At 68.1% G+C, this 16,430-nt stretch carries 16 protein-coding genes; 7 read left to right on the top strand and 9 right to left on the bottom strand.

Going from position 1 to position 16,430, the window contains the following annotated elements; translation table 11 throughout:
• Window positions 1-21 precede the first annotated feature (21 nt).
• A complete protein-coding gene (purD, locus tag LOS8367_RS00895; protein WP_085894565.1) occupies window positions 22-1,296 on the top strand; it encodes a phosphoribosylamine--glycine ligase in 1,275 nt (424 codons plus the stop codon).
• Window positions 1,297-1,460: 164 nt separating this feature from the next.
• On the opposite strand, the gene LOS8367_RS00890 is transcribed toward purD, so the two are convergent.
• The 5 genes from LOS8367_RS00890 to LOS8367_RS00870 form a co-directional block, all read right to left on the bottom strand.
• Window positions 1,461-1,973 (bottom strand): CarD family transcriptional regulator, encoded by a 513-nt coding sequence (locus tag LOS8367_RS00890; RefSeq protein WP_017927150.1) that lies wholly within the window; start codon window positions 1,971-1,973, stop codon window positions 1,461-1,463.
• A gap of 191 nt (window positions 1,974-2,164) precedes the next feature.
• Window positions 2,165-2,500, bottom strand: a complete 336-nt coding sequence (gene fdxA / locus LOS8367_RS00885) for a ferredoxin FdxA (RefSeq protein ID WP_085894564.1) — start codon at window positions 2,498-2,500, stop codon at window positions 2,165-2,167.
• 49 nt (window positions 2,501-2,549) lie between these two features.
• Window positions 2,550-2,903, bottom strand: a complete 354-nt coding sequence (locus LOS8367_RS00880; RefSeq protein WP_085894563.1) for an RNA-binding S4 domain-containing protein — start codon at window positions 2,901-2,903, stop codon at window positions 2,550-2,552.
• Window positions 2,900-6,010 carry a helicase-related protein gene (locus LOS8367_RS00875; protein ID WP_085894562.1) on the bottom strand — a complete coding sequence of 1,037 codons (3,111 nt, stop codon included), beginning with the start codon at window positions 6,008-6,010 and terminating at the stop codon, window positions 2,900-2,902. The genes LOS8367_RS00880 and LOS8367_RS00875 overlap by 4 nt, the downstream gene beginning before the upstream one ends.
• Window positions 6,011-6,050: 40 nt before the next feature.
• A complete protein-coding gene (locus LOS8367_RS00870) occupies window positions 6,051-6,551 on the bottom strand; it encodes a tetratricopeptide repeat protein (protein WP_242665474.1) in 501 nt (166 codons plus the stop codon).
• 166 nt (window positions 6,552-6,717) lie between these two features.
• Here LOS8367_RS00870 and LOS8367_RS00865 point away from each other — a divergent pair, with 166 nt between their 5' ends.
• Entirely contained in the window at window positions 6,718-7,011 is a 294-nt protein-coding gene (locus LOS8367_RS00865; RefSeq protein ID WP_085894560.1) for an SCP2 sterol-binding domain-containing protein, read from the top strand.
• Window positions 7,004-7,942 carry an alpha/beta fold hydrolase gene (locus LOS8367_RS00860; protein ID WP_085894559.1) on the top strand — a complete coding sequence of 313 codons (939 nt, stop codon included), beginning with the start codon at window positions 7,004-7,006 and terminating at the stop codon, window positions 7,940-7,942. Before LOS8367_RS00865 ends, LOS8367_RS00860 begins: the two co-directional genes overlap by 8 nt.
• Before the next feature lie 7 nt (window positions 7,943-7,949).
• On the opposite strand, the gene LOS8367_RS00855 is transcribed toward LOS8367_RS00860, so the two are convergent.
• Window positions 7,950-9,047 (bottom strand): T6SS phospholipase effector Tle1-like catalytic domain-containing protein, encoded by a 1,098-nt coding sequence (locus LOS8367_RS00855; RefSeq protein WP_085894558.1) that lies wholly within the window; start codon window positions 9,045-9,047, stop codon window positions 7,950-7,952.
• Window positions 9,048-9,113: 66 nt separating this feature from the next.
• Complete coding sequence (locus tag LOS8367_RS00850) at window positions 9,114-10,289, bottom strand: type III PLP-dependent enzyme domain-containing protein (protein ID WP_085894557.1); 1,176 nt, start codon at window positions 10,287-10,289, stop codon at window positions 9,114-9,116.
• A gap of 106 nt (window positions 10,290-10,395) precedes the next feature.
• Here LOS8367_RS00850 and LOS8367_RS00845 point away from each other — a divergent pair, with 106 nt between their 5' ends.
• A complete protein-coding gene (locus LOS8367_RS00845; protein WP_242665473.1) occupies window positions 10,396-10,830 on the top strand; it encodes an Lrp/AsnC family transcriptional regulator in 435 nt (144 codons plus the stop codon).
• Between the two features lie 63 nt (window positions 10,831-10,893).
• Entirely contained in the window at window positions 10,894-13,989 is a 3,096-nt protein-coding gene (locus tag LOS8367_RS00840; protein ID WP_085894555.1) for a valine--tRNA ligase, read from the top strand.
• Window positions 13,990-14,098: 109 nt separating this feature from the next.
• Here LOS8367_RS00840 and LOS8367_RS18950 read toward each other — a convergent pair whose 3' ends face one another.
• The gene (locus LOS8367_RS18950; RefSeq protein ID WP_165761362.1) at window positions 14,099-14,254 is read right to left on the bottom strand and encodes a hypothetical protein; all 156 of its coding nucleotides are present in this window, start codon (window positions 14,252-14,254) and stop codon (window positions 14,099-14,101) included.
• 111 nt (window positions 14,255-14,365) lie between these two features.
• On the opposite strand from LOS8367_RS18950, the gene LOS8367_RS00835 reads away from it, so the two are divergent.
• Together LOS8367_RS00835 and LOS8367_RS18945 are read left to right on the top strand one after the other, a co-directional pair.
• On the top strand, window positions 14,366-15,478 hold the full coding sequence (locus LOS8367_RS00835; protein ID WP_085894554.1) for a pyridoxal phosphate-dependent aminotransferase: 1,113 nt from the start codon (window positions 14,366-14,368) through the stop codon (window positions 15,476-15,478).
• Window positions 15,479-15,503: 25 nt separating this feature from the next.
• Entirely contained in the window at window positions 15,504-15,674 is a 171-nt protein-coding gene (locus LOS8367_RS18945; RefSeq protein WP_165761361.1) for a hypothetical protein, read from the top strand.
• Here the strand turns inward: LOS8367_RS18945 and LOS8367_RS00830 are convergent.
• Window positions 15,671-16,408, bottom strand: coding sequence for an alpha/beta hydrolase (locus LOS8367_RS00830; protein ID WP_085894552.1), 738 nt, complete (start codon window positions 16,406-16,408; stop codon window positions 15,671-15,673). The genes LOS8367_RS18945 and LOS8367_RS00830 overlap by 4 nt on opposite strands.
• Window positions 16,409-16,430 lie beyond the last annotated feature (22 nt).

Genomic DNA, 16,430 nt, shown 5'->3' with positions numbered 1-16,430 from the left:
AAGCGGCGCAGGAGACGCGACATGAACATTCTCATCCTCGGGTCCGGCGGGCGCGAACATTCCATCGCCTGGGCGGTGCTGCAGAATCCCAAATGCGACCGGCTGATCGTGGCGCCGGGCAATGCCGGGATCGCGCAGATCGCCGAATGCGCCGATATCGACATCTTCGACGGCGATGCGGTGGCGGGCTTTGCCACGGAGAACGCCGTCGATCTCGTCATCATCGGCCCCGAGGCGCCCTTGGCCGCGGGCGTGGCGGATGCCTGTCGCGCGGCCGGGCTCAAGGTGTTCGGCCCCTCCGCCGCGGCGGCTCGGCTCGAAAGCTCCAAGAGCTTCACCAAGGCGATCTGCGACGCCGCCCATGCGCCGACCGCCCGATACGCGCATTTCTCGGAACTCGAATCGGCCCGCGCCTACCTTGCCAAGCAGCCGATGCCGATCGTCATCAAGGCTGACGGGCTGGCCGCCGGCAAAGGCGTCGTCGTGGCGACTGAGCGCGACATGGCGGTCTCCGCACTCGAGCACATGTTCGGCGGCGAGTTCGGCGCGGCGGGCTCCGAGGTGGTGATCGAGGAGTTCATGGAGGGTGAGGAAGCCAGCTATTTCGTGCTTGTGGATGGCGAGACGGTGCTGCCTATCGGCACGGCGCAGGACCACAAGCGCGTGGGCGACGGCGATACCGGGCCTAATACCGGCGGTATGGGCGCCTACTCCCCGGCGCCGATCCTCGACGAAACGGTGGCGAGGAAGGCGCTCGACGAGATCATCCGTCCCACGATGCGCGAAATGGCCAAGCGCGGTACGCCCTATTCCGGCGTTCTCTATGCCGGGCTGATGATCCGCAATGGCGAGCCGCGCCTCGTTGAGTACAACGTCCGCTTCGGCGACCCGGAATGCCAAGTGCTGATGATGCGGCTCGGTGGTCAGGCGCTCGACCTCATCCAGGCCTGCGCCGAGGGGCGGCTGGACAGCGTCGAGGCGCAATGGGCCGAGGATCACGCGTTGACCGTGGTAATGGCGGCCAAGGGCTATCCGGGCAGCTATGAGAAGGGCTCGGAAATCCGCGGCCTTGACGCGCTCGAGGAAAACTCGTCGGAAATGGTGTTCCACGCCGGTACAGCCGCGCGGAACGGCGCCGTTACCGCCAATGGCGGGCGGGTGCTCAACGTCACGGCGCGGGGCGAGACTCTCGCACAGGCGCGCGAGGCAGCTTACCGGATGGTCGATGCGATCGACTGGCCGGAGGGATTCTGCCGCCGCGACATCGGCTGGCGCGCGCTGCCGCAGAAGCTTTGATCGCGAATCCGGCTTAGCGGGTTCGAGCGGCGGACATGGCCGGTACGGGTGGATCTCCCCCGTGCCGGCTCCGCCTTCGATCAGAGGCACACCCGATGTGACGGGCGTCACGCGAAAGGGCCGCACCTCTCGGTGCGGCCCTTATCTCGTCGCGATATAGCCGATCAGGCGGCGGCGGCGCGGTTCACCAGAACGCCGTCGATCTCGCGGGCGGCGGCGGTCTCGTCGTTGCCCGAAACGGCCGCGATCTCGCGGATCAGCCGCTCGAGGGCGGCCTCGTAGAGCTGACGCTCGGAATAGGACTGCTCGCGCTGGTCGTCGGCGCGGTGCAGGTCGCGGACGACCTCCGCGATGGCGATCAGATCGCCGGAATTGATCTTCTGCTCGTATTCCTGTGCCCGACGCGACCACATCGCCTTCTTGACCTTGGCCTTGCCCTTGAGGGTCTTGAGCGCATGCGCCACGACATCGGGCGACGACAGCGAGCGCAGACCGGCCTCGGTGGCCTTGTGAGTCGGCACTCGCAGAGTCATCTTGTCCTTCTCGAAGGAGATCACGAAGAGTTCGAGCGACATGCCCGCCACTTCCTGCTCCTCGATCGAGACGATCTTGCCGACGCCATGGGCGGGGTAGACCACGAAATCATCGGGACGGAATTCGTTTTTCTTCTTGCTCATGATGTCCTTCCTGTAGATCCGCACTGTGAGTACGACACGCAAAGAACCTGGCGAACCGAAAGGGTCCGTCAGGGGCATTTACGGCCAAGTGGGATCAGGTTTTCAGCAGCATTACCGAAACAACATACCACAAAAACGCCCCCGACGGAAGCGGGGACGCGCAGGGCCCATTTCGATGCCGCGCAGCGGCCTCAGCCGCCCTCGCCGGGCTTCTCCGAGAAGAGCTCCATCTTGCCGGGCTTGCCGTCCATTTCCTCGGCCCCGGGCAGAGGATCCTTCTTGGTGACGATCACCGGCCAGATCTCGGAGTATTTGCGGTTGAACTCGACCCATTTCTCGACGTCCGGCTCGGTGTCGGGCCTGATCGCGTCGGCCGGGCATTCGGGCTCGCAGACACCGCAATCGATGCACTCATCGGGATGGATGACGAGCATGTTCTCGCCCTCGTAGAAGCAGTCGACGGGGCAGACCTCGACGCAATCCGTGTACTTGCAGGCGATGCAGTTGTCCTTGACGACATAGGTCATTGGCGGGCCCTCGATGCTTGTTGCGGCCTAGCTAGAACAGTCCGCAGGGTCATTCAAGCGTCGCCGACCCTTCCTCTCCGCCGTCGTCACCGGGCTGCGGGACAACCGGCGGATCGAGATCGTCGTAGAGCATACGCGCCTCGGGGGCGGGCCCGCGCCGTTCGCCGAGCGCGAGAATCCGGATCACCCGGATCGCGCGGCCTTGCGGAAAGGTCAGCACGTCGCCCGCGCCGACGCCGCGCGAGGGGCGCGCGGCGGGCTGACCATTGACCCGCACCCGGCCCTTGGAGACCAGAGTGGCGGCGAGGCTCCGGGTCTTGAAGAACCGGGCCTGCCAGAGCCACTTGTCGAGGCGCAGCGTTTCGCGCCGCGCCTCGGCCGGGTTGGTGTCGCCCCGGCTCAATCGCGCTTGAAGCCTGCCAGCGCGGCGGCGAAGGGATTGTCGGGGTCGATCTTCTTCTCGCGCTGCGGCTGCGAAGAGAAGCTGCGCGGACGCTCGCCCTGCTCCGGCTTGGGTCCGCGGCGCTTGCCGTCGCCCTTGCCCTCGCCGCGACCGTTCGGCTTGCCCTTGGCGCCGCGCGGAGCGCCGCCTTCCTTGCGGGCATGATCGGGTTTGCCGCCCTGCCGTCGGCCCTTCGCGCCCTCACCGCCCCGGCGCTGTCCGCGCCCGGCCCAGGTGAAGGTATAGAAGGTCTCCATTTCCGCCACTTCGGCTTCGGCGGCCTCCTCTGCGCCTTGCGGGGCGGTCTCGCCCACGGCGATGGTGCCGGGCGGGATCTCAGTCGGCGTGCCCGCCGGAATGCCCGCGGGCGGATCGCTGTCGGGCATCTCGTCGGGCGCTGGCGCCGGGCCGCGATCGGGGGATTGCCCTGGCAGCTCGGATGGCGGCAGGTCCGGCTCTGTCCCCGGCACGTCGGTCGGGCTCGCCGGCGCATTGTCCGGCCGATCCGGCACCTCGGGCGTCTCGTTCGGCAGGTCCGGCTGCTCGGGAGCGTCGGGCGGGGTGATGCCCGGCGCGTCGGGCTGATCCGGCGCCTCGGGCGGCGTATTGCCCGGAACATCCGGCCCCTCGGGTGCCGGCGGCGTGGTGTCGGGGGTCTCGCCCGGCACCTCCTCGGAGGCAGCGGCGCGGGCGGGCTTGGCCTTGGGACGCTCGCCCTTCTCCGCCTTGTAGCCCAGTCCGGTCATCAGCTCGGCGAACTGCTCGAGCGACAGGCCGGTGATCGAGAGCATGTCGGGCACGGCTTCGAAGCCGCCCTTGCTGTCGCGGTCGCGCAGCATGTCCGCGAGGCGCTCCAGCATGTCGATGCGGATCGCCCGCTCGCCGGCGGCGCGGTAGCCCGCCATCGCGTAGTAGCCCGGCACGGCGCCACGCGTGGCGGGCACGGTGACGAGACCCGGCGGCGGCGTCTCGGGAAACTCCTGCAGGTTCTTCGACAGGGCCCAGAGCACGAGGCGGATGCGGGTCGGCGCGGGTTTCAGGAGCGCGGGCATGAACACGGTGAACTGGCCGAAGCGGATACCGTGCTTGCGGAGCGCGCCGCGCGCCTCCTGATCCAGCGCCCGCACCTCTTCGGCGACGTCGCCGCGCGGAATGATGCCGAAATTCTCGACCATGCGGTAGGCAAAGCCCTTGGCCTGGCCGGTCAGGGTCTCGTCACCGCCCAGCGCCAGCAGCGGCTCCTGCGTCGCGGCGATCTTGCGGTCGATGAAGTGCTGAAGGCGGCGCTTCACCTTCTCGGTGATCTCGGGGCCGGCTTCTTCGTCGACATAGGCCACGACCTGCGGCTTGAACGGATCGGCGCCGGAAACCAGCTTGCCCACGGCGGAGGAGCCCCACATCAGGCCGCCCTGCTCGGTCACATCGATCTCGGTGTCGGGCGCGTTGTAGAAGCGATCCGCGCGCAGGTGGAACTGCGGCGCGAGCGCCTTGTCCGCCGCCTGCCTGAGCGTCTTCGCCTCGTCCGGGCCACCCGCCTTGTCGGCGCGGAACCGGAATCCTTCCAGCCGTCCGACGAATTCGCCCTCGACCGTCACGTCGCCGTTGTCTGTCACTTCGGCCACCATGACCTCCTTCTGCTTGAGCCGCCGGGCCAGAACGCTGGTCCGCCGATCCACGAATCTTTGAGTCAGCGCGCCATGCAGCGCATCCGACAGGCGATCTTCTACTCCGCGCGTGATCTCGCGCCAATGGCTTTCATCCCCGACCCAGCCACGGCGCTGGGCCACATAGGTCCATGTACGGATATAGGCCAGCCGTTTCGACAGCGCGTCGATATCGCCGTCGGTACGATCGATACGCTGGATGCGTTTGGCGAACCAGTCGTCGGGAATGCGGCCGCGATCCTGCAGATGCGCGAAAATCTGCCCAACCATCTCTGCATGCTCGCCCCGGCCGATGCCGCGGAAATCCGGGAGCCGGCAGACATCCCACAACAGCCGCACCGAGGCACCGTCATGCGCGCGGCTCTGGATCAGCGGATCGGCGGCGAGCGATTTCAGCGCCGCGAGATCGTCGCTTTCGCGCACCCGGCCCAACCAAGGGTTGTTCGTGCGTTGCTCGAGCGTCTGGATCAGCCGCTTCAGCGAGCCGAACTGCAGGTCGGAATTGCGCCAGAACAGGCGGGTGACCGGCCGGAACTGATGGTTCTCGATCGCCTCGATCACCTCGTCCTCGAGCGGCGGCGCCTCGCCGGTGACGCCGAAGCTGCCATTGGTGCGGTGTCGCCCGGCCCTACCGGCGATCTGCGCCAGCTCGTCGGGGGCGAGATGGCGCATCTTGTGGCCGTCGAACTTGATCAGCGAGGAAAAGGCGACATGGCCGATATCGAGATTGAGCCCCATCCCGATCGCGTCGGTGGCGACGAGATAGTCGACATCGCCGTTCTGGTACATCTCGACCTGCGCATTGCGGGTCCGCGGCGAGAGCGCCCCCATCACCACGGCGGCCCCGCCCTTCTGGCGGCGGATCAGCTCGGCGATCGCATAGACGCTATCGACCGAGAAACCGACGATGGCGGAGCGTTCGGGCATCCGGCTGAGCTTCTTCGAGCCCACGTAGCTGAGCGTCGAGAGCCGGTCGCGGCGCATGGTCTCGGCCTCCGGCACGAGGCTGCGGATCGCAGGCGCCATGGTTTCGGAGCCGAGGAACAGCGTCTCGTAGCGGCCGCGCGCGCGCAGCAGCCGGTCGGTGAAGACATGGCCGCGCTCGGGGTCGGCGCAGAGCTGGATCTCGTCCACGGCGAGGAAATCGGCATCCATCTCGGGCATCGCCTCGACGGTGCAGACCCAGTAGGCGGCGCGCGGCGGCACGATCCGCTCCTCGCCCGTCACCAGCGCCACCACCGAGGGGCCGCGCGCCTTGACGATGCGGTCATAGACTTCGCGGGCAAGCAGTCGCAGCGGCAGGCCGATGATGCCGGTGCGATAGGCCAGCATCCGTTCGATCGCGTAATGCGTCTTGCCGGTATTGGTGGGGCCGAGCACGGCGCCGATGCGGGAGGGGGTCATGGGAGGTCCTGTGGTCGCCCGCCGAGCGGGGCGGGAAAGATCAGAGCGTGCGGCCGCCTAGCATGATGTCGAGGCGCTGCGCGGCCTCGTTGGCCTGGGGGTCATGCGGCATCAAGGCCAGCACCCGGTCCCATATCTCGCGCGCATCCTCGGGGCGGCCCATCTCCTCGAGCAGAACGGCAAAGCCCTGCAACGCGCCGAAATGCCGCGGCTCAAGCGCCAGCGTCGCGCGCAGATCCTCGATAGCGGGGCCGGTCAGGCCGGCGAGGTAATAGGCGTTGGCCCGGAGCGCATAGGCTTCGGCGAAATCGGGGGCATGATCGATCACCGCGGTCAGGTGCTCGATCGCGGTCCGGCCGTCGCCGTTACCCAGGGCTTCGCGCCCACGATCCAGCAGCAGGTCGACCGTGGCCGAGCCGCTGCGCGACCATGCCTCGCGGATCCCGGACGCGATCTCGGAGGTTTGCTCCGGGTCGGCGGTCCGCAAATCCTCGAACAGCCGCGCGACGCGATCGGCCTCCTGCGCCTGCACGGGAAGCACAGCCGCAACGCTGATCGCCAATGCCGCGAGGACAGGTTTGAAGGGAAGAATGCTTGCACCCATAGTCCCTAGTGTAGGGGCCCGCCCGGACCGAGACCAGAGGCACCCCATCACAAGGACCAGATCGGCGGCCATCCCGGCTTCCGCGAACCCGAAGGACGACATGATGAGTGAACTGGTGAGCCAGGCGGTGACGGCGCTCAACGCCAAGATGGACGGGCAAGGCCTCGAGGGCGGCCCGGCCAAGTTCATGATCGCGGATGAGGGCGCGATCATGATCGACGAGAGCGGCGCACGCGCGGGCGACGAGCCGGCCGAGGTGACGCTCACCGCCGATGCCGAGACCTTCCAGGCGATCCTCGAGGGCGATCTCGATCCGACTGCCGCCTTCATGCAGGGCAAGCTGTCGGTCGATGGCGACATGGGGCTTGCCATGAAGCTGGCGGCGGTTCTTGGCTGACGGCACCGAGCCCTCGGTCGCCCCCTACTTCGCGGAGGTGGCCGATGGCCCGGCGGCGGCGCAATGGATCGCCGCCGCGGACGGCGTGCGCCTCAGAGCCGTGCATTGGGACGCGGCCGCGCCGCGCGGCACGGTGCTGATCCTCACCGGGCGCACCGAATACGCCGAGAAATACGGACGTGTCGCGGGCGACCTCGTGGCGCGCGGCTATGGCTGCGCGACGCTGGACTGGCGCGGTCAGGGGCTGTCGCACCGGGGCCATGACGACGCGATGCGCGGCCATGTCGATCGCTTCTCCGAATACCAGGACGATCTCGATGCCTTCCTGACTCATGCCCAGTCTCTCGGACTGCCGCGCCCCTATCACATGCTCGCCCATTCCATGGGGGGCTGCATCGGCCTCAGGGCGCTGATCCGTGGCGTTGGCTTCGACAGCGCCTGCTTTACCGCGCCGATGTGGGGCGTGCTGATGCGCCCCACCCTGCGCGTCGCGGCCTGGGGGCTCAGCAGCGCCTCGCGTCTCGTCGGGCTGTCGCACCTTCCGTCGCCGGGACGTTCGGCCACGCTGGAAGAAGCGGCGGAGGCGGCCGAGGCCAACATGCTGACCCGCGATCAGGAGAGCTTCGATTGGGTACGCCGGCAGGTGGCTCTGCATCCCGAGCTGGGCCTCGCCGCACCGTCGCTGCACTGGCTGCACGAAGCACTGCGCGAGACCTGGACGCTGTCGCGGCTGCCCTCGCCCGCCCTGACCTGCCTGACGCTTCTGGGCACCGAGGAATGGGTGGTCGATTCGGCCCGGATCCGACAGCGGATGGCACGCTGGCCCGGCGCCGCATTCGAGATGATCGAGGGCGGCCGCCACGAACTCCTGATCGAGGACGCGGAGACGCGGGGCGCGCGGATCGACCGGATCGCAAATCATTTCGGCTGAGGCGGAACTACTCCGCCGCGCCCAGATGACCGACGGTCGGCAGATCCTCGCCCGGCGCGGGCAGACGCATCCGCGCCGGGTGCCCGCCCGCCACCGTCTCATGCAGGCGCTCGGAAGGATCGCGCCCGACGATGCGCCGCCGGCGCGACAGGAACAGCTTGTTCCAGCCGCGCCACGTGCTGACCGAGGGCGCCTTCGGATCACAGGGAAACCGCGATCGCCAGTCCTCGGGCAGGGTCATGCCGCGTTGCTCCAGCCGCTCCAGCATCCAGACCAGCGGGATGTTGGCAAGGGGCCGGTGCTGCAAAGAGCCGCCGATCTGGCCGCCGATGTCGCCATGCGTGCCCCTGAACCAGACCTGCTCCACATGGCCGCCAAAGCCCTCGGGCGTGGTCCAGAGCACGGGGGTGTAGGCGCGGCGCGTCTCGTCGAGCGCCAGCGCATGGAACCCGTGCAGCACGTGGCTGCCAAGCCGGTGGTCGTGGAACATGTGGTTGGGCTCGGACCAGCGCCACAGGAGCGGCAGGCGCAGGCCCAGCGAAGCCACCGTGTCCCAGACCGCCACCGCCTCGATCTCCACCCGGTCATGGCAGTAAAGTCGCGCGAAGGCCCGCGCCGCCTCGCTCGGCTCGGAGCCGCGATGACGGTAGTGGCGATAGGCGTCGCGGACGTTGCGCTCGGTGGCGGCCTCAGCGCGCAGCAGCCCGATCCGGCTGATCATCCCCGACAGCGACCGCACCGCGTAGGCACCGCGCGAATACCCCACGAGAATGATCGTGTCGCCGGGACGAAACCGCGAGGCGAGCACGCCATAGGCACGCTGGATCAGGCGGTTGATGCCGCGTCCCATCAGCACATCGAGCGTTTCGGCCCAGCTGCGCCACTGAATGCCAGCCTCGTAATGCACCGTCAGGTTCGCGTGGCGGCCGCTCTCGCGCAGCAGCTTGTAGGTCAGACCGGCATTGGTTTCGAAGCCGCGCCGGAGCGTCGACATGGTGCCGTCGAGGATGATCACATGGGTGGCAGCGCCACGGGCGCGGGGCTGACCCTCGGCCTGCCGCGGCCGGCGTCCGATCAGCCCGAGCAGCCAGTCACGGACGCCCATCGGGGCCTCTTCCCTGCGCCACTGACCTGCTCGTCGCCCGCATGATTTCCCTTCCGCCGTTAACCTTTACCCTAAGGGACGAGACCGCTCTGTCCAGAGGCGCGCGACCTCTGCCCGATCATATGTTCCATATCCGTTGAAACAGGTCGTTACCCCGACCAGGTAGGCCCCCGCCGAGCAGAACAGCAGCCAGTCGTCTTCGGCCGCGCAGCCCGGCAGGCGGGTTTCGCCGGGCAGTCGGTCGAGGCTGTCGCAGGTCGGGCCGAACAGAACGAAGGGCTGGTCAGGGCCGAGGCTGCGACCGTCATGCGGGACCAAATCGACGCTGGGCACGCCGATCGAGGGGCATTCGGACAGCCCGCCATAGATGCCGTCGCCCAGGTAGAGCGCGGCGCCGCGCCGCGCCTTGATCGGCACCGCGTAGGCCATGGAATCTGCCACGAGGCCCCGGCCCGGTTCGCAGACCAGCGCAGGCGCATCCTCGAATGCCGCGACACCTCGGGAGATCGCCGCGAAGACCGGTTCGTGATCGGGGGCGATACCGTCGCGGCCCGAGGCGAAGCCGCCGCCGACATTGAGCCGCGCCAGCCGCACCCCCGCCCCCCGGGCCAGATCCGCGCAGGCGCCGATATAGGTGGTCCAGGCCGCCGGATCGGCGCATTGGGTGCCGACATGGAAGGTCATCGAGACCCGGAAACCCGCCTCTGCCGCGCGCCGCAGAAGCGCCCGCGCCAGTTCCGGCACGGCACCGAACTTGGCACCGAAATCATAGGCCGCGCCCGCCACCGGCAGCTTTAGCCGCACCGCGATCTCGGCCTCGCGCCCGACCCCTTCGGCAATGAGCTTGTCGAACTCGGCCATGTCATCGACCGACCAAGACGCCACCCCCGCGGCGATCCCGGCCCTGATCTCGGCGCGCGAGCGCACCGGGTTGTGGTAATGCAGTGCCGCCTCTGGGCAGAGCCCGTGCACCAGAGCCATCTCGGCGGGTGAGGCGACGTCGAAAGCGCGCATCCCCTCCGCTGCCAGCTGCGCGATCACCGCCGCATCGGGATTGGCCTTCACGGCATAAGTCACCTCGCCCGGAAAGCCGCGCCGGAAGCTGGCGTGACGGGCAGCCAAGGCTTCGGGGCAGCTGAGCAACACCGGCGTATCGCCGCCATGGCGACGCAGCCAGTCACGCGGCGTCTCTGCGCGAGGCGGCACGGTGGGAAGTGGAATGGCAACGGGGCTTTGCAGCATATGGGTCCTCCTTGCTCCCATGCTGCGCCGGGTGACCGCCGGAACGAAGCGGCACTCCGCGCGATATGTCTCGACCTGCCGCCATATCGTCGGCAGGATCGGCGATATGACCGAACCCGATCCGACCGATGCCCGCCTCATCGCGCTTCTGACAGAGAATGCACGCGCCCCCGTGGCGCATCTGGCGCAGCGGCTGGGCCTCGCCCGCTCCACGGTACAGGCGCGGCTCGACCGGCTGGAGCGCGCGGGCGTGATCGCGGGCTATACGGTCCGGCTGGCCGATCGGGCGCGCGGCGGCATCTGCGCCACGGTGCTGGTGCAGATGACCCCCGCGCGGCAGGCCGCCGTGCTGGCGGGGCTCAAGCGGATCGCCGAGGTCGAGACCGTCCATACCACCTCGGGCCGCTTCGATCTTGCCTGCCGGTTGCGGGCGCAGACCACCGAGGCGTTGGACGCGGCGCTCGACCGGATCGGCGCGCTCGATGGCGTCAAGGCGACCGAGGCGCTCATTCACCTTTCCACCCGGATCGACCGGGGCTGATCCCTTTTCCTCCCCCGCCCGCCGCGCTAGAGACAAGGCCGATCTGCACGAGGAGCCCGGGACATGGCGATGGAAAAGACGTTCGACGCGGCCGAGGCCGAGGCCCGGCTCTACGCGGCATGGGAACAGGCGGGCGCGTTCCGTGCCGGTGCCGGCGCGCGCCGCTCCGAGACCTTCTCGATGATGATCCCGCCGCCCAACGTCACCGGCTCGCTGCATATGGGCCATGCGTTCAACAACACGCTGCAGGACATCCTCGCTCGCTGGCACCGGATGCGCGGCTTCGACACGCTGTGGCAGCCCGGACAGGACCACGCGGGCATCGCCACGCAGATGGTCGTGGAGCGCGAAATGGCCAAGGCCGGCAATGAGAGCCGCCGCGAAATGGGCCGCGAGAAGTTCCTCGAAAAGGTCTGGGAGTGGAAGGCGCAGTCGGGCGGTACCATCATCGACCAGCTCAAGCGGCTCGGCGCCTCCTGCGACTGGGAGCGCAACGCCTTCACCATGTCCGGCGCGCCGGGCGCGCCCGAGGGCGAGCAGGGCAACTTCCATGACGCGGTGATCAAGGTCTTCGTCGACATGTACGAGAAGGGCCTGATCTACCGCGGCAAGCGGCTGGTGAACTGGGACCCGCATTTCGAGACGGCGATCTCGGATCTCGAGGTCGAGAACATCGAGCAGCCCGGCAACATGTGGCACTTCAAGTACCCTCTGGCTGGCGGCGAAACCTATACCTATGTGGAGCGCGACGAGGACGGGAAAATCGTTTTCGAGGAAGAGCGCGACTACATCTCCATCGCCACGACGCGGCCCGAGACGATGCTGGGCGACGGCGCGGTGGCCGTGCACCCCGATGACGAGCGCTACGCTCCCATCGTCGGCAAGCTCTGCGAGATCCCGGTCGGGCCCAAGGAGCATCGTCGCCTGATCCCGATCATCACCGATGAGTATCCGGAGATGGATTTCGGCTCGGGCGCGGTGAAGATCACCGGCGCGCACGACTTCAACGACTACGAGGTCGCCAAGCGCGGCGGCATCCCGATGTATCGGTTGATGGACACTAAGGGCGCGATGCGCGCCGACGGCGCCCCCTATGCCGAGGCGGCCGCCCGGGCACAGGAAGTGGCCCGCGGCGCCGAGATTTCCGTGATGGAAGCCGACGCCCTCAACTTGGTGCCGGACGAATATCGCGGGCTCGACCGCTTCGAGGCGCGCGAGCGCGTGATCGCTGACATCACCGAGCAGGGCCTCGCCGTGATGGTGCCCGAATGGGACCCGCGCCTCGGCCCCAAGGCCGCCAAGCGCGAGGCCGCCGAGGAAGGCGGTACCCCGCCCGAGACCCGGCTGGTGCCGCTTGTCGAGCACAAGCCGATCATGCAGCCCTTTGGCGACCGCTCGAAGGTGGTGATCGAGCCTATGCTCACCGACCAGTGGTTCGTCGACACCTCCAAGATCGTCGGCCCGGCGCTCGACGCGGTGCGATCGGGCGAGACGAAGATCCTGCCCGAGCGCGACGCCAAGGTCTATTTCCACTGGCTTGAGAACATCGAACCCTGGTGCATCTCGCGCCAGCTTTGGTGGGGCCACCAGATCCCGGTCTGGTACGGGCCGACCCTGACCGACGGCCATGTCGATCTTGAGGCCGAGTGGACGCCGTTCTGCGCCGCCACCCGCGAGGAGGCGCTCGCCAAGATGGCCGCCTATTACGGCCATGACGAGATCCGCTTCGTCGAGGATCGCCAAGAGGCGATGGCGCTGTTCGAGGCGGCGGTGGGCAACACCACCGACGAGGGCGCGATCCGCTCGCCTCAGGCCCCGACCGCGATCCCGGTCTGGCGCGACCCCGACGTGCTCGACACCTGGTTCTCCTCCGGCCTCTGGCCGATCGGCACGCTGGGCTGGCCCGAGCAGACGCCGGAGCTGAAGAAGTACTTCCCGACCAGCACGCTGGTTACCGGCTTCGACATCATCTTTTTCTGGGTCGCCCGGATGATGATGATGCAATACGCCGTGGTCGGCCAGAAGCCCTTCGACACCGTTTATGTCCACGCGCTGGTGCGCGACGAGAAGGGCAAGAAGATGTCGAAGAGCTTGGGCAACGTCATGGACCCGCTCGACCTGATCGACGAGTTCGGCGCCGACGCGGTGCGCTTCACACTCACCGCGATGGCGGCGATGGGCCGCGACCTGAAGCTCTCGACGCAGCGCATCCAAGGCTATCGCAACTTCACTACCAAGCTGTGGAACGCCTGCCGCTTTGCAGAGATGAACGGCGCGCTGGCGCCCGAGCGCCACGCTGCCCCCGCGGTGCCGCCCAAGGCGAACGCGACCGTCAACCGCTGGATCGTCGCCGAGACCGCGAAAATCCGCGAGGAGACCGACGCGGCGCTCACCGCCTACCGTTTCAACGACGCCGCGAACGGGCTCTACGCCTTCGTCTGGGGCAAGGTCTGCGACTGGTATGTCGAGTTCTCCAAGCCGCTGCTGCAGGGCGACGACGACGCGGCCAAGGCCGAGACGCAGGCGGTCATGGCCTGGGTGCTCGACCAGTGCATGATCCTGCTCCATCCGATCATGCCCTTCATCACCGAGGAGCTGTGGGGCAATACCGCGCAGCGCGACACGATGCTGGTCCATGCCGAATGGCCGGAATACACCGCAGCCGAACTGGCCGACCCCGAGGCCGAAGCCGAAATGTCGCTCGCCATCGCGATGGTCGAGGGCGTGCGCTCGGCGCGGGCGCAGATGAACGTGCCCGCGGGCCTTCAGGTGCCGGTGGTACTGGTTGGGGCCGACGACGCCGTGCGCACCGCTTGGGACCGCAACGCCGCGATGGTGTCGCGGCTGGCGCGGATCGATTCGCTGGTCGAGGCTGAGGCCGCGCCCAAGGGGGCGATCACTGTGCCCCTGCCCGGCGCGACGCTGGCACTACCGCTGGCCGACATCATCGACGTGGGTGCCGAAAAGGCGCGGCTGGAAAAGGTGATGGGCAAGCTGGCCAAGGAGATCGGCGGGCTTAAGGGGCGGCTGAACAACCCCAAATTCGCCCAGAGCGCGCCCGAGGAAGTGGTCGAGGAAACCCAGCAGAACCTCGCAGCCCGCGAAGCCGAGGCCGCGCAACTCGCCGCCGCGCTCGACCGGCTGGCCGAGATCGCCTGAGACGCGACAAGCCGCAGACAATCACAGGGGGCGGGAATCGGTTGATGCCGCCCCCCTTGGCTCGGGACGACGTCGTCATGCTCTCCCGCAGCGCGAGCGCGCCGCGTGGTCAGATGGTTTCGATGAACAACAGCCGGACGGCCAGCGTCAGGACGATGCCGCCGCCCGACAGCAACAGAATCACCCATACGAACTCGAAACCGGTCCGCTCTTCGCCTTCGCTGGCTGCAAAAGCCGATATGAGCGTTCGTAAAATATCACGCATCACTTGAACCACTATCACCTACAGGTTGTCACCGCACGCTAGGTGACGCACGTGCATCGTGCAAGCGTTTGCTGCTTGTAGCGGCGTCGGGCGCGCGGCATCCTCTGGCGCATGACCGATCCGCGCCTTACCCCGCTCGCCGCCTCGCTCCCCGATAGCGTGCCCTTCGTGGGCCCGGAAACGCAGGAGCGGCGCATGGGCCGTTCCTTTGCCGCCCGGCTGGGCGCGAACGAGAACGCCTTCGGCCCCGCGCCCGCCGCGATCGCGGCGATGCAAAAGGCCGCCGAGGAGGTCTGGATGTATGGCGATCCGGAGGCGCATGAGCTGCGCCAAGCCATCGCCGCGCATCATGGGGTGGATCCGGCGCATATCCGGGTCGGCGAGGGCATCGACGGGCTGCTTGGCCTCTTGGTGAGGCTCACCGTCGGGCCCGGCGATTGGGTCGTCACCTCGGAGGGCGGTTACCCGACATTCGACTTCCACGTCACCGGTTTCGGCGGACGGATCGAACAGGTGCCCTATGACGGCGACCGCGTCGATACCAAGGGTTTGGTGGAGCGCGCCGGCTGGACCGGAGCCAAGCTCGTCTACATCGCCAATCCCGACAACCCGATGGGCGGGCTGCACGACGCCGCGACGATCCGCGAGATGATTGAGGCGCTGCCCGCCGATGCGCTGCTGGTGCTGGACGAGGCCTATGTCGAATTCGCTCCCGAGGCGGAGCGCCCCGAGATCGATCCCGCCGACGACCGTGTGATCCGCTTTCGGACCTTTTCCAAGGCGCATGGGCTTGCGGGCGCGCGCGTCGGCTACGCGATCGGTCCGGCGCCGCTGATCGCGGCTTTCGACCGTGTGCGCAATCATTTCGGCCTGAGCCGGATCTCGCAGGAAGGAGCGCTGGCGGCGCTCTCGGCTCGCGAGCATCTCGACCACGTGCTGACGGAAGTGGCGGCGGCGCGAGCCCGCATCGCAGCGATCGCGCATGACAACGGCCTCATGCCGCTGCCCTCGGCCACCAACTTCGTCGCCGTGGATTGCGGCGGCGATGGTGCCTTCGCGCGCCGGGTGATGGAGGGGCTGGCGGCGCGCGGTGTCTTCGTCCGGATGCCGGGCGTCGCGCCGCTGAACCGCTGCATCCGGGTGACCGCCGGGCGCGAGGCCGATCTGGACGCCTTCGCGAAAGCTTTACCGCAGGCGCTGGAAGGGGCCCGTATCGCGCCCTAGCTCGCGAGGGGCCAAGGAGGTCGCCATGCGCCAGCCCGCCCCGGACTTCACCAATGCGTTTCTCGCCACCCTCGGCGTGCTGCTTTTCATGGGGCTGCTGACCGTCGCGGCGATTTGGGGCTGGGCCGGGGTGGTTTTCGGCGCGCTGGGCTTCGACCGCCTCGCGCAGCCTCTCGCCCGCCGCGTCCGGCGCTAGGCCCGGGCCGAAACCTCGGCCACGCTTGCCGCGATCAGATCGAGGCAGTCAGGCGTCGAAAAGCGGTGATCGGCCCCGTCGACCAGAGTCAGCCGCATGTCGGGCCCATCCGCATGCTCCATGAGCCGCATGGCCGTAGTGATAGAGACATCCTCATCCGCCGTGCCTTGCAGGAACCGCACCGGGAAAGGCAGTGACAGCGGCGTGCGCAGCACCAGGTGACCGCGCCCCTCCTCGATCAGGCGCCGGGTGATCCGCAGCGGATCTCCGTAATCCGACGGGTAGTCGAGAAAGCCCTCCGTCTCGAAACGGTTGCGCATGTCACCGGTCATGTCCGCCCAGAACCCGTCTTCGGTGAAATCCGGCGCGGCGGCGATGGTGACGAGGCCCGCGACCTTCTCGGGCACGGCGCGCGCCAGCAACAGCGATATCCAACCGCCCATCGAGGAGCCGACGAGGATCTGGGGGCCCGTCGTCAGCGAAAGCGCCGCTGCGGCGTCCTCGGCCCAATCGCCGATCGCCCCCTCCTCGAAGCTGCCGCCGCTGCTGCCATGGCCGGAATAGTCGAAGCGCAGGAAGGCGCGACCATTCCTCTTTGCCCAGTCCTCCAGAAAGACCGCCTTGGTCCCCTCCTTGTCGGAGCGGAATCCACCCAGGAACACCACGCCCGGCCCCTCCCCCGGCGTGAGGTCATAAGCGATGCGGCGGCCCTGCGGGCTGGTGAAGTCGGGCATGGTCGTCTCCGTCCTTGGTCGG

It is taken from the genome of Limimaricola soesokkakensis (assembly GCF_900172345.1).
GTDB lineage: Bacteria > Pseudomonadota > Alphaproteobacteria > Rhodobacterales > Rhodobacteraceae > Limimaricola > Limimaricola soesokkakensis.
Note: the sequence above shows the minus strand (reverse complement) of the source record. Positions and strands in the feature narration are given on the sequence as shown.

Excerpts from the sequence above, each read along its gene's own strand:
- LOS8367_RS18950 (WP_165761362.1), bottom strand. The coding sequence starts at position 14,254 with ATGCGTGATATTTTACGAACGCTCATATCGGCTTTTGCAGCCAGCGAA.
- LOS8367_RS00865 (WP_085894560.1), top strand. The coding sequence starts at position 6,718 with ATGAGTGAACTGGTGAGCCAGGCGGTGACGGCGCTCAACGCCAAGATG.
- purD (WP_085894565.1), top strand. The coding sequence starts at position 22 with ATGAACATTCTCATCCTCGGGTCCGGCGGGCGCGAACATTCCATCGCC.
- LOS8367_RS00840 (WP_085894555.1), top strand. The coding sequence starts at position 10,894 with ATGGCGATGGAAAAGACGTTCGACGCGGCCGAGGCCGAGGCCCGGCTC.
- LOS8367_RS00830 (WP_085894552.1), bottom strand. The coding sequence starts at position 16,408 with ATGCCCGACTTCACCAGCCCGCAGGGCCGCCGCATCGCTTATGACCTC.
- LOS8367_RS00890 (WP_017927150.1), bottom strand. The coding sequence starts at position 1,973 with ATGAGCAAGAAGAAAAACGAATTCCGTCCCGATGATTTCGTGGTCTAC.
- LOS8367_RS00875 (WP_085894562.1), bottom strand. The coding sequence starts at position 6,010 with ATGACCCCCTCCCGCATCGGCGCCGTGCTCGGCCCCACCAATACCGGC.
- fdxA (WP_085894564.1), bottom strand. The coding sequence starts at position 2,500 with ATGACCTATGTCGTCAAGGACAACTGCATCGCCTGCAAGTACACGGAT.
- LOS8367_RS00835 (WP_085894554.1), top strand. The coding sequence starts at position 14,366 with ATGACCGATCCGCGCCTTACCCCGCTCGCCGCCTCGCTCCCCGATAGC.
- LOS8367_RS00845 (WP_242665473.1), top strand. The coding sequence starts at position 10,396 with ATGACCGAACCCGATCCGACCGATGCCCGCCTCATCGCGCTTCTGACA.
- LOS8367_RS00850 (WP_085894557.1), bottom strand. The coding sequence starts at position 10,289 with ATGCTGCAAAGCCCCGTTGCCATTCCACTTCCCACCGTGCCGCCTCGC.
- LOS8367_RS00855 (WP_085894558.1), bottom strand. The coding sequence starts at position 9,047 with ATGGGCGTCCGTGACTGGCTGCTCGGGCTGATCGGACGCCGGCCGCGG.
- LOS8367_RS18945 (WP_165761361.1), top strand. The coding sequence starts at position 15,504 with ATGCGCCAGCCCGCCCCGGACTTCACCAATGCGTTTCTCGCCACCCTC.